The following is a 14175-nucleotide window of genomic DNA, read 5'->3' as shown; positions in this document are numbered from 1 at the left end:
TGTTCATTGTTGTTACCCCTAGCATGTTTCGTGCCGATGCCACGCGAGACAACCCGATGGCGAGGCCGTAAAGCGAATGCATTCCCTGACGGGCGCTATCCACGCTGCCCAAAACTGCCCGTCACCACGGTCGCGCCACCGCGTGCCGCCACACCCAAGCGTGGCCCCGGGCGTCGCCGATCCACCGAGCCTAGCGGTTCGGCGGCGGGCGCATACCCCTCGACGAGCTCGGCAAGCCGATCCTTCAACCAGGGCACATCGAACTGCTGGGCGCGCGCCTCAAGCTCATCAAAGAAACCCATCAAAGCGTCGCGCCCTGCGGAGGGCTCAAACACCTTCATGATTTTGGGGTGCTGCGTTTCCTGGGCATCGCCGGTGCCAATCAGCAGTTCTTCATAAAGCTTCTCGCCCGGGCGCAGGCCCACGGTCTTGATCTCGATGTCGCCATCGGGGTTATCAAGGGTGCGCTCGTCGAGCCCGCTGAGGCGAATCATCAACCGCGCCAGATCAATGATCTTGATCGGTGAACCCATGTCCAGCACAAACACATCGCCACCGCGCCCCATCGCCCCGGCCTGAATCACCAACTGCGCCGCCTCGTTGATGGTCATGAAGTACCGGGTGACTTCGGCATGCGTCAGGGTGATGGGCCCGCCTGCGGCAATTTGCTTTCGGAATAGCGGCACCACCGACCCCGACGACGCCAGCACGTTGCCAAAGCGCACCATCGTGAAGCGCGTCTTGCCCACATTGGCATCGGCCGCCCACATTTGCAGCACCAGCTCGGCCAGGCGCTTCGACGCGCCCATCACATTGGTGGGGCGCACGGCCTTGTCGGTCGAGATCAGCACAAAGGTGTCGACCCCGCAGGCCATCGCCGCTCGCGCCAGGTGCAAGGTACCCATGGCGTTGTTGCGCACACCCTGAAACGGGTTGCTCTCGACCAGCGGCACGTGTTTGTAAGCGGCGGCGTGGTACACGGTCTGCACCTGCTGGCTGTCCATCACAAAGGCCATGCGCTGCTCATCCACCACATTGCCCAGCACCGGCACAATCTCGATGGCCGAAGCCAGCCCCTCCAGTTCCTGATGAATGGCGTACAGCGCGTATTCGCTGTGGTCGAGCAGCACCAGCCGGCGCGGGGCCGCCACCAAAATCTGCCGGCACAACTCAGCCCCGATGGAGCCACCCGCTCCCGTCACCATCACGTTAAGCCCGGCAATGTTGGCGCTAAACAGCAATGGTTTGGGCGCCACGCTCTCGCGCCCCAAAAGGTCTTCAATCTCGACCTCGCGTAAATCGTTGAATTGAATATGCCCGTGCGCCAACTCCGAGAAACCGGGCAGCACCCGCACGTGCACCGGCAATGGTTCGAGCCGCTGAATCACCTCGCGCCGCTTTTGCCGGGACGCCCCCGGCATGGCGATGAAGACCTTGTTGGCCTTGAACCGCTGAATAACCTGTTTCGCCAACGTGCCCCGGCGCACCGGCAGGCCGGCAATCACGCTGCCGTGCAGGCTGGCGTCGTCATCCAGAAACGCCACCGGGCGATGACCGGTTTCGCGTCGCAAAGCGGCCAGCAGTTGCCGCCCTGCCGCGCCGGCGCCGTAAATCACCACCCGTGCCGGCGCCGAGCCCACCTGCCCCAGAAACAAGCCCAGGGCGCGAATGGCCGTGCGGCTGCCCCACACCCAAAAGAAGATGAGTGAGGTGCTGAACACCGTACTCAAGAACGCGGCACTGAACGGCTGCTTCGCCCATGGCAGCAAGGTCAAAGCCGCAATCAGCACCACGCTGTACAGCAGCATGGCCAACAGCAGGGTTCGTAAAAACGTCTCGTCAAAGGCGCGGACCACGGCCTTGTAGACGCCGCTGATTGCCAAACAGGCCACCGACGCCACCGTGGCCACCACCAGCAACTCAGCACCGCCGCGAATGGGCAACCACCAATAGCCCGCCAACTGGGTCCAGGTGAGCCACAGCACAGCGGGAATCATCAATGCGTCCATGACCACCAGAATCAGCAACTTCTCGCGGCGGCCACTGGCCAGCAGCGTGTTCAGTAGGTCTTTGATGTGATTCATGCCCTTCCCCTTCGGCTCACTCGCCTCAGCGCGGCGCCCGCAGCGCGTTCTTCACCAGCACAAACATCACACCCAACATGCCGCCCAACATGAAACCCAACACCAGAATCAAGGGCTTCTTGGGCTTGAACGGCGCCTGAGGCTCCAGCGGCGGGTCCACCACCACCAATGTGCCGCGCTCGGCGTTGCGGGCCATCATCAATTGATTGAGCTCTGACTCCATCATGCTGGCCACCGTCTGGCGCACCTCGACGGTGCCCGCCGCCTGCAACTGGCCTTCGAGATACCGCAGGTTGTTCGTGGCCTCATCCAGCACCGCGCGGTTCAATTCAACATTGGCCCGCTCGATCAATGCCTTGAGCCACTCCGCCGCCAGCACCGGGTCGTGCCAGGTCACTGCCCAGGTTTGGGTGCCCGTCTGGGTGTCCACTGCAATCGAGAAGACCTCCTCCATAAACTTTGAATACGCATGCCAAGGGGTCGGCGGCGGGGCCGGCTCGTCAGAGAAACGCTTGGTCTCGGGGCGCCAGTCTTGCGCCTCAGCATCCCACCGGTCGGCATACAGATGCTGCATCACATCGTGCGTGTCGATGAAGCCCTGAATAAAGGCGCGCGATTCCACGTAGGCCGAAGCATAAATCTGATCCGATCCGCCCCCGCTGCCCAGCGACACCCCCGCCAACGCAGCAAGCCCGCCGAGCTGCCCACCCATGCCGCCGGATGAGTTGTCATCCCGCAACTGCAGCGTCGCCTCCGACTTGAACTGCGGCGTCGCCGTAAACGCATAAACGCCGGCCAGAACCGTCGCCAGCAGGGTAAACAACATGATCCACCACTTGCCGCGCCAAAGCGCCGCAACCAGCTCGCGCAGGTCAATCTCATCGTCTGCATAGCCGCTATGCACGGGCGCCAACTGCTGCTGATCATTCATTCGCGAAAGGGTTCTCAAACTCTACGAAGCGGCCAAGTTCGGGCGCGATTGTACGCACAGCCCGACGATGTAGTGCCTGAAGCCCGAGCCGCGAAGAAGGGCCCGCCCAAGCACCCAATCAAGTCCCGCCCGCAACAAGCCGCATCGTCCCCAAACCAAGCAACACGTCTCTTTGGCCTCAACATCGTCATGCCGGACCCACTTTCATCAGCCCGAATCTCACCTTAGTCATGCCGGACCCCGATCCGGCATCCACGATCGAGCGATACACCTTCAACCAACCGCTGACACCATGGAGCCCAAACGATTGCTTTGTCGACGTCGGAGACCGTGGCGCCTTAACAACTTTCAAATAGCCTTCTTCAGAGTCTAACCCACGGTCAGCAACTCAAGAGCCCGCACAAACGCTAGCCCTTCAAGCGATCCCCAGACCCTCGCCCAACAACCGTCATGAAGATGTACTGAAAATAGCGCCGCAGCGTGAGCGTTTTCATCATCCGCTCGTCCGTCTCCGCCAAAAGCTCCGGCGTTGACATATCAATCTCGCTCACTTGCGCAAGACCAGTAATACCCGGACGCACCTCAAAGACCCCCCGGCGGGCCCGCGCCTGCGTCAGCTCCTCTTGGTTGAACAAGCCCGGCCGGGGCCCCACCAAACTCATGTCCCCCATCAACACGTTCCAGAGCTGAGGCAGCTCATCCAGCTTGGTCCGCCGTAAAAAACGACCAAAGGGCGTCACCGCATGACTACTGGCCAAGTGTGTCGCAACCGAAGCGGTATCCAGCTTCATGGTCCTGAACTTGACCAGAGTGAACGGCCGCTGATGTATCCCTATACGTTCCTGCCTGAACAACGGCGACCCTGTATCAGACAAACCGATCAGCCAGAGCAGCACCAAGATCGGCAAGCCGAACACCAGCCCCAGAAACGAGAACAGCAGATCGAACAGTCGTATCAGCACGCTATCGCCCCACTGCCCGTCTAAAGCCCTCATCCACGCCAATCGGTGGCTGCCACCCAAGGAGCTCACGCGTCTTGGAGATATCAACCTGTAAAGAACCCAACAGCCGCTGCGCCACCGAACGCTTGCCTAGCATCGCTGCCCCCGCCATTAATACTCCCATCGGTACCGGAATCAACTTGGCTGGCCTTCCCATCGCCTGCCCCAAGCGCTCGAGCAGGTCTGCGGTGGACAAATCCTCATCATCGCTGACCAAGAAAGTCTGATTTGCAGCGGCTGGGTGATCCAAGCAAGTCACCATCAGATCGACCAAATTATCCAACGCCACCAGACTTCGGCGATTCGAACGAACAGCGCCCAATGGCAACGGTGCGCCTCGTGCTACCCACCGCATCATCGTCGCAAAGTTAGCCTTGACTCCGGGGCCATAAACGACGGGTGGGCGTATAATTACGATCTCCATTCCGGTTTCGGTCGCAACCTCACGTAGACCCTGCTCTGCCTCAAACTTCGATTGGCCATAAGGATCAAGCGGCGCTGGAATGTCTCCCACTTTAAACAAACACCCTGGCCCAGTACCCTCGCCATTAACTTTCACGGAACTTACAAACAAAAAACGACGAGCCCCAGCCGCAGCGGCTTGTCGGGCTAGGTTTAAAGTGCCCTCCACGTTCACTCTGCGGTAGACGTCTAGTGGATCCGCCTCATGATCCTTCATAACGTGGGCCCTGGCGGCACAATGAACAACCGCCTCTACATTCTGCAGCGCAGGTGTCCAGTCAGTTTGGCCGGTGAGTTCGAGCCCGCCTACCAAATGCACTTGGCTGGGCAGCCCTGAAGCAGCGTTTCGCACTGCCGCGACGACCTGGGATACGCCATCAATGCAGAGACGGCGCACCAAGGCAGCACCCACTAGGCCGGTCGCGCCGGTTACCAATATCATTCAAGTTTCCTCTCAATGATGAGAACGAATCGATCCAAAGATTATTGGGTGATCAAACAATCGCTTCGATCTGATTCTTCAGCACACCCACAAATCTAGGCATAGACAAACGTTCCATGAGTTCCGCACGCTTACTCGTCCCTGTTAGATCAGATAATTCGCCCGCTTCAACTCTTTTAAAGCATTGCACGACTTCGTCCACCGTGGGCGGGACAACAACACCTACGTGATTGAAATTAACCCATTCTGCGACACTAGTGTTGTGTCCACAGATCGCAATAATCCGCGCATCAGCAAAAACATAAGACGAGGTTTTGCTGGGAAAAGCATATTCGGTAACTTCATCTTCAATAGGAAGGATTGCCCATTCATATCGACTTGAGAGTTCAGCAGCCTCTCGTGAGGATACTTTCCCGAGGTAAGTAACTTTGGAGTTACGCTGCGCGAGGGACTCCAGTTCTTTTGCGTAAACTCCTCCTCCGGCAAACGCAAATTCTAGAGATCCACCCGCTGAATGATAGCTATCAATTGCATCGATCAATAGTGGAATTCTTTGCAGCCGACCAGCATTTCCACAGAAAGAAAAACCTCGACTCTTCGCGGCAGGCAGCGCTATGGACTCAAATGGGACTGAAGGATTTTCTAGTAGCATCACCTCCCCGCCCGCTCCAGACCTTTCAACGATCTGCTTCGCCATTACTCGAGTCAGGGTGATCAGCTTGTGCGCTCTTCGCATCGTAAAGCCATCAATAGCCTTGAGCAACTTAAACAGAGCAGGCCTCACTTTAATAACGACATGCGCAGCCTCAGGGTGAATATCCTGAAGATGGTAAATGAAACGCGCGCCGGAAAGCTTTGAATAAATAGCAACGACGAATGGAGCAAGAATCGGCGGGTCAGTCGAAACATAAACCACCTTTGGGCGCAGCCATAGCAGCACACCCAAAACCCATCCCATGAACCTCACCGCATCTATAACTCGCCGCAAGACACCACTGGCTGAGGTAGACCATGCATCGATAGAATAAAAACGGACCCCTTCACCACGCTTCTCACGCAGAAGACGCTCTCGTATTCCTACCTGATCCTGCAGAATTACACTGACATCGTAAAAAGGCGCCAACTCTTCGGCCAGAAGCAAAAGGGCTTCGCCGATAACTGGATAGATTGGCCAGAAGCTTCTATTAATGATAGCGATGCGAGGTTTCTTCACTAAAACTGCTTCCACACCACACGCTTCACATAGTCGGTATAGCTCAGGATAATCCGTACCACCTTTTCACTCACGTTAGGCATGCTGTAGTCCGCCACAAGACGCAACGAGCGTTCTTCGCCACGCGACTGTCCCTCCAACACCTGCAGCCCCTGCAGCACCCGCTCCACGCCCAGCCCGGTCATCATCACCGCGGCCTCTTCCATGCCCTCAGGCCGCTCGTGGGCTTCGCGAATGTTGAGTGCTGGAAAGTTGAGGATGGAGGACTCCTCATTGATGGTGCCGCTGTCAGACAGAACCGCCTTGGCCTGCATTTGCAGGTGGTTGTAGTCGGTAAAGCCCAGTGGCTTGAGTAGGCGCACACGCGGGTCAAACTGGATGTTCATGGCATCCACCCGCTTCTGCGTTCGCGGATGGGTGGACACGATCACTGGGTGGTCGTAAGTCTCAGCGATCGCATTCAGTGTCTCGACCAGGCGCAAGAAGTTGCGGTGCGAGTCGACGTTCTCCTCCCGGTGCGCGCTTACCACGAAGAATCGCTCGGCCTCCAAGCCCAGCCGAACCAGCACGTCGGAAGCCACAATCTTGCTGAGGTAGTGCTGCAGCACCTCAAACATCGGGCTGCCGGTCTTGATCACCAGATCCGGTGGCAGCCCCTCTCGCAGCAGATAGTCCCGGGCGATAGTGCTGTAGGTGAGATTAATATCCGCCGTGTGGTCGACGATCCGGCGGTTGATCTCCTCCGGCACCCGCATGTCGAAGCAGCGATTGCCGGCCTCCATATGAAAGGTCGGGATCTTGCGCCGCTTGGCCGGGATCACCGACAGACAGCTATTGGTATCACCTAAGACCAGCATGGCCTCGGGTTGCACCATAGCCAGCACCTGGTCAACCGCGATGATGACCTTGCCGATGGTCTCGGCGCCCGTCGCACCTGCAGCATTCAAGAAGTGATCGGGCTTTCGGATGCCCAGATCATTAAAAAAGATCTGGTTGAGTTCGTAGTCATAATTCTGGCAGGTGTGTACCAGCACATGGTCGCAGTTGCGATCAAGAGCCGCCATCACACGAGACAAACGAATGATCTCTGGCCGCGTCCCGACCACCGACATCACTTTGAGTTTTTTCATTTTTAAAGCCTGCTGGCGATGGTGTCCGGGCGGTCTCGATCAAAGTTCTCATTGGCCCACAGCATCACCACCATCTCGTCGCCCCCGACGTTGGTGATGTCATGCACCCAGCCAGGAATCGTATCCACCACCACAGGCTTGTCCCCATAAGTGCGCAACTCAACCTGCTCCCCGGTTAGCAAATGGCGGAAGCGGAACAGCGCCACGCCCTTGACGACCAGAAACTTCTCAGTCTTGGTGTGGTGGTAATGCCCGCCGCGTGTTACCCCGGGGTGAGCGGTGAAGAACGAAAACTGTCCGCTGTCTGGCGTCTTTAGCATTTCCACAAAGACGCCGCGCGGGTCCGCGTGCTGCGGCACCTCATAGGAGAACTTCTCGTTGGGCAGGTAGCTAACGTAAGTGGCATACAACGCTCTTACGAAGCCCGTGCCCACTCGCTCAGTTAGTAGACTGGTGCGGCACTGACCAAAGGCGCGAATCTGCGCCACTAACTCGCCCAGCGTCACGCGATATTCCGGCTGAACGACGCCTCGCACCAGGCCCTCAGCCGGGGCTTCCAGGGCGCGTATGAAGGCGGAAACCACATCATCCACGTACACCAGTTGCACGGCAGCTGCAGGGTCGTTGACCTGTATCGGCAAGCCACGCGCAATGTTGTGACAAAAAGTCGCCACCACGGAGTTGTAGTTGGGCCTGCACCACTTACCAAAAACGCCAGGCAGGCGAAACACCACGCAGGGATTGCTCGTTTTCTCTGCCAATGCCTGTACTGCGTGCTCGGCGGCAAGCTTGCTGCAGCCATACGCGTTGTCGCGATCCGCCTGGGTGGTGGACGCCATCAACAAAGGAATGGCCCGCCCTTTTTGGAGCATAACTTGTGCAATCGCCTCGCATAGCGCCACCGTGAGCCACGTATTGACCTGGGCAAAGGCCGCCTCGTCCTGTGGGCGGTTTTCACCGGCAAGGTGAACAACCGCATCGCATTCTGCGACCAGTCCTGGCAACCCCCCTGCGTCATCACCACGCACAAAGGGGAGCACGCTGAAGCCAGGCAGCTCCTCCAAGCGAACCGAAAGGTTCCTGCCAAGAAAACCGTTGGCTCCAGTGATTAAAACACGGAGGGGAGGCGCAGTCATTTCGTCACTCCTCAGCTTCTACCACTTCACCGCGGACGGCGGCCTGCATGAAGCGCAGCTTCATTAGCAATGCTTTCATTCCGTCAACGTCCAAGCGCGTGGTGTTATGGGAGTTGTAGTCGGCCGCAGCCGAAATTCTGACTTCCCCCTTCTCCACAAACTTGTCATAATTCAGATCACGCAAGTCAGGCGGCACACGGTAATACCCGCCTAAATCTTCCGCTGCGACGATCTCCTCCCGGCTGAGCAAGGCCTCGTAGAGCTTCTCACCGTGGCGCGTGCCAATGACGCGCACCTCATGCTCTGGCTTGCAAAGCAAGTCGGTCAGGGCATGGGCCAAGGTTTCAATCGTCGCTGCGGGCGCTTTCTGCACAAAAATCTCGCCTGGCTGACCGTGCAGAAACGCGTAGAGCACCAAGTCCACAGCGTCATCCAAGGTCATCATGAAGCGCGTCATCGACGGATCGGTAATGGTAATTGGCAGCCCGGCGCGGATCTGATTCACGAACAGGGGAATGACCGACCCGCGTGAACACATGACGTTGCCGTAGCGCGTCACGTTGATAACCGTACCGTTGGCGCTACGCGATTTGGCCACCGCTACCTTTTCCATCATAGCCTTGCTAATACCCATGGCGTTGATGGGGTATACCGCCTTGTCAGTACTCAACACCACAACGCGCCTAACATTGCAATTGATCGCTGACTCAAGCACGTTCTCAGTGCCCAACACGTTGGTCTTGACAGCCTCTAGCGGATGGAATTCACAGGACGGGACCTGTTTAAGCGCAGCTGCATGGTAGATGAAATCTACACCACGCACTGCATTCAACACCGATTGATAATCTCGCACATCACCAATATAAAACTTTAATTTATCGCTCCTGTATCGACGGCGCATATCATCTTGTTTTTTTTCATCGCGACTGAAGATTCGAATCTCTTTGAAATCGGATTCAATAAAACGCTCAAGAACTGCGTTACCAAAGGACCCAGTTCCCCCGACAATAAGCAACGTTTCATTTGCAAACATAATATAACCTGATTAAAAATCACAAAACTTTCTTCACTCGCCTTTGACTAAGCTGGAAAGTTCCGCATAATTATAAGCTCTAGATATAGCCGAAGAGAGAAGCGAGGGGAATATTTTTTCAACATAAACACGGTCCTTCTTCGCTACAAGAGCGGCGATTGCGGCAGAACCACGCATAGAAGCCTCAAGTAAAACTGACGATTTTCTAGCAACACAGACTGATGAACGTATCGCTTCAGAATAATCTGCGATCTGGTTCACATCAGGGAATTTCTGTGAATAAATTGCCGCATTCTCTAATGGATGCAACTTAATGGAGATCTCCAAGTCTGCCATCCTAAAATATTCTATGATCGCATAATTCACCTGAGGATCGCGCGGCTCAGTAAAAAAACAACACCTGCTGATTTTCTGAGCTTGAGCTGCTTCAATATTCACACCGCACATACTCCTTGCAATTTCCTCCGAGTACAAGAATTTTTTGCTTTTGTACAAAGAACTCAGAAAATTTGCGCTTTCTTCTGCAAGACAAAAGAATATAGTGCCAGCCAAGCCCCCGGGGAAATTAAACCCATATTCTAGCCCATGAGGCAAACAAATAAGATTGACATCCGCCTTCTTACAAACCCTAGTTTGCATTAGCGCGAAACGATCATCTTTATCTCCCGTAATAAACGTCGCCCCAGGATGAAGCCTAAGGACTTGAGTCAAACAAGCTTCATAAATCGCTTTATGAGAAATTCTCTTTGAATAGAAAGAAAGAATAGCAGCTGAACAACTAATGCCGAGCATTCTATTTCCATCAATAAAAAACGCGCGGATATCTCGAATGGAATACAATAACGTTTCGAATGTTACCTTTAAAACGTTTCCTAGCGTTATGGCTGCGTATATTGGGTGTCCAACGACATTAATTTCACGCCAGTTATCAACAAGCACCATTGCTGACTTTACTTCATCAATACTGAATTTGCATTTACGATATGAGGCCTCAGATCGTATCAAATAAATAAATTGAAGTTTTTCCTTTTTTTGACTTATGGAATCGTACTTCCTTGTCTTCCACAAGAAATATAACGGCAAAAGAATTGAAAGCGCGAGCGTTTGCAGAAGATAAATAATTAATTGGCCGCCGATCTTTGTATTTAAAAGTAAGATTTTTGTAAATGAATCTTCATCATTACATGCCTTTCGCGCACGTACGACAATCGCCGAATCCACTATGCTACGTTTCATACCCCCTTGCAAGGGCAATCCCTTACCCAAAATTGCACAATATTCAGAAAACTTCAAATAAAAGTATAAAAAAAGTTCGTTCGAGAAATCAGAAGACGTAGTGAAGGAATGCTCATTCACTTTGGCAATGAAATCTTCGGTGTAACAATCATCTATATTGTCTGTAAGAATAATTCCCTCCATTTTTTTGACATTTATATGGTCAATGATATTGCCATCGATCAATTAACCGGACGACATATCCAGAGCGAAGTGGCGCGTTACTCGCAGCGCATGCGAACACTTGGGCCAGCGTCAGCTCTAATTGACTGCCTTGGCCTGACACTACAAATTATACTTCAATGATTGGCGTCACCGCGTTTGTGACTTCCCGATAAAAGACATGCAATCGAATCAATCACGGTTATGTCGCTTGCTTGCACCCAATGTTGCCAGTTTTTTACCTCACTCCAGGAGCTTACGAACACAAAATCTAAGCCCGCTTCCCTTGCAGCCTCGTAATCGTACTTGCTATCCCCCAAGAACAAGGCAGGACTTTTAATATTTCCGGATACGAGTTCACGCGCAAGAATTTCATCTTTGGTGTCGGGGCTACCGAAGATGCCTCCATCGAACCAGTCAAAAATGCCGCGTTGGTTAAATACGTCGCGCAACTCAGACTGATCACCACCCGATACAATTAACCATACCGAGCTGGGGTTTCCTTTTCGCAGCGCCTCTAAACTCGGGGCCAAACTACAACATAAGAGTCCCTTTCGCACATGACTCGCATAGGTCTGCAACAGGGCTTCCAGATCAGAGGCCTGTCTATGTGAGCTCTCTGCCCGAACGATGTGCTGCTGAAAGTGAGCAAATTTTTTATAGCGCGACACTCCACCATTTGCAATATGATAGTCAATCATGGACCGCGCAGCGGCCTCACCATACGGGAGAGTCGCTTGAAAGAAAGCCTCAGTTTTAACTTTGTTGGAATCCAGAATTACCCCATCACAGTCAAACACTAAAGTAGCGTAATCTAGTAATTGATGCTTCATTTATAACTCTTAACAAACTTATTTAATAACGCTTCCACTTTGGCGACATCAGCAGGCACATCCACCGCCAAGCTACCCGGCCGTGTTTCAACCATTTTTACAGTGCTACCGAGCTCCAGGAAACGCAAAATTTCTATATCTTCTGCACGCTCAAGTTCACTTTTACGACCAAAGCCATGAAAAATATTTAGTTCTTCCCTTGTGAAGGCGTAAATACAAACCTGCTTCTTGTAATAACTAGGAGCACATTTTACGTCCTTAAAACCCGGCAATGCTACCCGCGACATGTATACTAATTCGTCTCGCTCGTTGGTGATTACTTTGGGTATGTTTACACTATTTGGGTCTTCGCCGTCACTCACACGGCTGAAGCCATTTATAATCATGTCCATAGCTGCCAGCTTTGAATTACGCACCTTTATGATATCGGAAGGGTCGGCCAGCGGTTCATCACCCTGAACGTTTATATAAATGTCGGCCTCTATATTTTTTGCGGCTTGAGCAAGCCGGTCGGTGCCGGTTAGGGCCTCACAAGAAGTCATAACCGACTGGAATCCTGCCATTTCCACGACATCGGCAATACGACCATCATCGGTCGCGACGTAGACGTGCTCCACGCCCACAGCACGGGCTGAAAGCTCAGCAACCCATAAAATCATGGGCTTTCCCAGCAGTGGCACCAGAGGTTTTCCCGGGTATCGACTAGAAGCATATCGGGCAGGAATTATAACCACACTACGCATGACGGACTCGTAATTATATTTGTGAAAAAAAAGGCATCAAGGATAAACAGCTCAGAGCGCGTAAACCGACTCGGTATGCAGCCCATAGCTGGTTGGGGTGATTGCGGTGATCTGCAATGCCCCTTTAGCAGTCTGATATTTTTCCAGCAATTGCTGCATTTCACGGCTACGAGGATCGTCAGCGCCATAGCCATCAAAGCCAGCCATAAATACACCCACAGCTGATCCGCTAGTAACAATAGCCAAAGCGTAAGCAACCACTAATGATGTAGGTATTGTGCAATGAGTATTCGCGAAGTCAAACAGATCCTCTTCTACGCTTAAACCAAAGTCCAATACGTCTTTATCGCCAAGGGATTCACGCACAAGCTTTGGCAACATGGAATACGGAGTAACCAATGGCTGGGGCAGTTTTCTGTGAACATCACTGTCCGCTAATAGACGTATCGGGTGACACGCTACACGCAAGTCAACCAACTCAGCATCTATTGCGCTCTGCGTATTGAGCGCAACTACCAACGGCCTCTTCGAAATGATATAACGCTGCAACGCACTCCGATGCCTCGCCACTCCTGGGCCGGTACCTAGAAGTAGCACTTCACGGCCAGAAAACAATGCTTTTGGAGACCAATTTCCTTTTGCCTGACCACGATAAAAGTGGCGTGCAACATCGAGTGCATTCTGGCTATACTTCTTCCCCCCCACAACCCGCAAGTGATCAATAACTGCCAGAACATCCTCTTCACTGTAGCGGGGGTCACCAAGCATCTCCTGAACGTAAGTTGGGTGAATGCCATACTTGCCTGCGAGATAGTAATAAGCATTTGTGCCCCAACCATAACTGGCCTGCATCGGCTTAAAGTGTTCACGAATTAACGACATCAATGGAATTAAGTTCATCGCCTTGCTCCGTCGCTCAGCAACTTCGATGACGAGCTCCTCTGTGCGAGCATTACCTGGGCCGCGACCCATGCCAGTGACTGTGGAATCCACCCAAGTTACTCCTTCTTCTAAAGCACGTAAGGTATTGGAAAGCGCGAGCCCCAGATTATCGTGTGTATGAATACCCATCGCTCCAGTCCATTCACTTTGAAACCACCGCAATATCTGCGCTGTTTGATTGGGGCTCATACTCCCCATGCTATCTGCAAAATAAAGTACGTCTAAGGGATAGTTATTGGCCAGACGCGCAAGCGTCTTAATCTCATTCTCCGTCCGATCTGCAACTTGCATTAAGTTGAATCCCACCTGATAGCCTCGCGCTTTGAGCCAAGTAGAAGCCGGAAGTGATTTTTCAAACTCATGCACATGACACGCAACACGCACTAATGAGATTGGTGAGTCTGTTGCGACATTCGGAAACAACCGTTCCAACACCTCCTCTTGAGGAATTTCACTGACAAGCTCACTAGCGTTTATCATAACGCCTATTGTCAACCCACATGGTATTTTAACGTCTCGGATGAATTTGTCGGTAGTAAAGGCGCAGGGGCCCTGGAAGCCCTGGTTCTTTAAGGTCCGGAAACCCAGCTCAACGACGTCAACTTGAGCAGACTGCATGGCATATAGATACTGCCGTATAAGCTCAGTCGAAAAATCCCAAGCATTGTAATATCCACCATCACGCAGGGTGCAATCGAGTACTTTTACTGATATCATCTAAATGACCTCAAAAAAATATTTTGAAAACTTCATTCCCCAAAACCTGTAAATGGGCGCGTGATTTAAAG

The 14175-nt window shown here is 53.3% G+C and carries 12 protein-coding genes; all 12 read right to left on the bottom strand.

What is annotated here, in order from left to right; genetic code table 11:
- Positions 1 to 95: 95 nt before the first annotated feature.
- Entirely contained in the window at positions 96 to 2084 is a 1989-nt protein-coding gene (locus tag U741_RS0108685) for a polysaccharide biosynthesis protein (RefSeq protein ID WP_052378645.1), read from the bottom strand.
- A 25-nt stretch (positions 2085 to 2109) separates the two neighbouring features.
- Positions 2110 to 3015, bottom strand: a complete 906-nt coding sequence (locus U741_RS0108680) for a Wzz/FepE/Etk N-terminal domain-containing protein (protein ID WP_029890086.1) — start codon at positions 3013 to 3015, stop codon at positions 2110 to 2112.
- Positions 3016 to 3422: 407 nt separating this feature from the next.
- Entirely contained in the window at positions 3423 to 3974 is a 552-nt protein-coding gene (locus tag U741_RS0108675; protein WP_029890085.1) for a sugar transferase, read from the bottom strand.
- Positions 3975 to 3978: 4 nt separating this feature from the next.
- Positions 3979 to 4920: a UDP-glucose 4-epimerase family protein gene (locus U741_RS0108670; protein ID WP_029890084.1), complete on the bottom strand. Its 942-nt coding sequence runs from the start codon at positions 4918 to 4920 to the stop codon at positions 3979 to 3981.
- A gap of 52 nt (positions 4921 to 4972) precedes the next feature.
- On the bottom strand, positions 4973 to 6148 hold the full coding sequence (locus U741_RS18925; RefSeq protein WP_084154759.1) for a glycosyltransferase: 1176 nt from the start codon (positions 6146 to 6148) through the stop codon (positions 4973 to 4975).
- On the bottom strand, positions 6133 to 7263 hold the full coding sequence (wecB, locus tag U741_RS0108665) for a non-hydrolyzing UDP-N-acetylglucosamine 2-epimerase (protein ID WP_029890083.1): 1131 nt from the start codon (positions 7261 to 7263) through the stop codon (positions 6133 to 6135). The genes U741_RS18925 and wecB overlap by 16 nt, the downstream gene beginning before the upstream one ends.
- Before the next feature lie 2 nt (positions 7264 to 7265).
- Positions 7266 to 8399, bottom strand: a complete 1134-nt coding sequence (gene wbjC / locus U741_RS0108660; RefSeq protein WP_029890082.1) for a UDP-2-acetamido-2,6-beta-L-arabino-hexul-4-ose reductase — start codon at positions 8397 to 8399, stop codon at positions 7266 to 7268.
- Between the two features lie 4 nt (positions 8400 to 8403).
- Entirely contained in the window at positions 8404 to 9432 is a 1029-nt protein-coding gene (locus tag U741_RS0108655; RefSeq protein WP_029890081.1) for a polysaccharide biosynthesis protein, read from the bottom strand.
- A 33-nt stretch (positions 9433 to 9465) separates the two neighbouring features.
- Positions 9466 to 10893, bottom strand: coding sequence for a hypothetical protein (locus U741_RS19210; protein WP_152551552.1), 1428 nt, complete (start codon positions 10891 to 10893; stop codon positions 9466 to 9468).
- A gap of 113 nt (positions 10894 to 11006) precedes the next feature.
- The gene (locus U741_RS18920) at positions 11007 to 11702 is read right to left on the bottom strand and encodes an HAD family hydrolase (protein ID WP_084154758.1); all 696 of its coding nucleotides are present in this window, start codon (positions 11700 to 11702) and stop codon (positions 11007 to 11009) included.
- Positions 11699 to 12445 carry a 3-deoxy-manno-octulosonate cytidylyltransferase gene (locus U741_RS0108650; RefSeq protein ID WP_029890080.1) on the bottom strand — a complete coding sequence of 249 codons (747 nt, stop codon included), beginning with the start codon at positions 12443 to 12445 and terminating at the stop codon, positions 11699 to 11701. The genes U741_RS18920 and U741_RS0108650 overlap by 4 nt, the downstream gene beginning before the upstream one ends.
- A 51-nt stretch (positions 12446 to 12496) precedes the next feature.
- Positions 12497 to 14104: an aldolase catalytic domain-containing protein gene (locus U741_RS0108645; RefSeq protein ID WP_029890079.1), complete on the bottom strand. Its 1608-nt coding sequence runs from the start codon at positions 14102 to 14104 to the stop codon at positions 12497 to 12499.
- Between the last annotated feature and the right edge of the window lie 71 nt (positions 14105 to 14175).

This window comes from Polycyclovorans algicola TG408, assembly GCF_000711245.1.
Classification (GTDB): Bacteria; Pseudomonadota; Gammaproteobacteria; order Nevskiales; family Nevskiaceae; genus Polycyclovorans; species Polycyclovorans algicola.
This window is presented reverse-complemented; position numbering and strand designations above follow the sequence as displayed.

Coding starts and splice junctions, on each gene's coding strand:
- U741_RS0108685 (WP_052378645.1), bottom strand. CDS start 2,084: ATGAATCACATCAAAGACCTACTGAACACGCTGCTGGCCAGTGGCCGC.
- wbjC (WP_029890082.1), bottom strand. CDS start 8,399: ATGACTGCGCCTCCCCTCCGTGTTTTAATCACTGGAGCCAACGGTTTT.
- U741_RS0108680 (WP_029890086.1), bottom strand. CDS start 3,015: ATGAATGATCAGCAGCAGTTGGCGCCCGTGCATAGCGGCTATGCAGAC.
- U741_RS0108670 (WP_029890084.1), bottom strand. CDS start 4,920: ATGATATTGGTAACCGGCGCGACCGGCCTAGTGGGTGCTGCCTTGGTG.
- U741_RS0108650 (WP_029890080.1), bottom strand. CDS start 12,445: ATGCGTAGTGTGGTTATAATTCCTGCCCGATATGCTTCTAGTCGATAC.
- wecB (WP_029890083.1), bottom strand. CDS start 7,263: ATGAAAAAACTCAAAGTGATGTCGGTGGTCGGGACGCGGCCAGAGATC.
- U741_RS18920 (WP_084154758.1), bottom strand. CDS start 11,702: ATGAAGCATCAATTACTAGATTACGCTACTTTAGTGTTTGACTGTGAT.
- U741_RS0108655 (WP_029890081.1), bottom strand. CDS start 9,432: ATGTTTGCAAATGAAACGTTGCTTATTGTCGGGGGAACTGGGTCCTTT.
- U741_RS0108645 (WP_029890079.1), bottom strand. CDS start 14,104: ATGATATCAGTAAAAGTACTCGATTGCACCCTGCGTGATGGTGGATAT.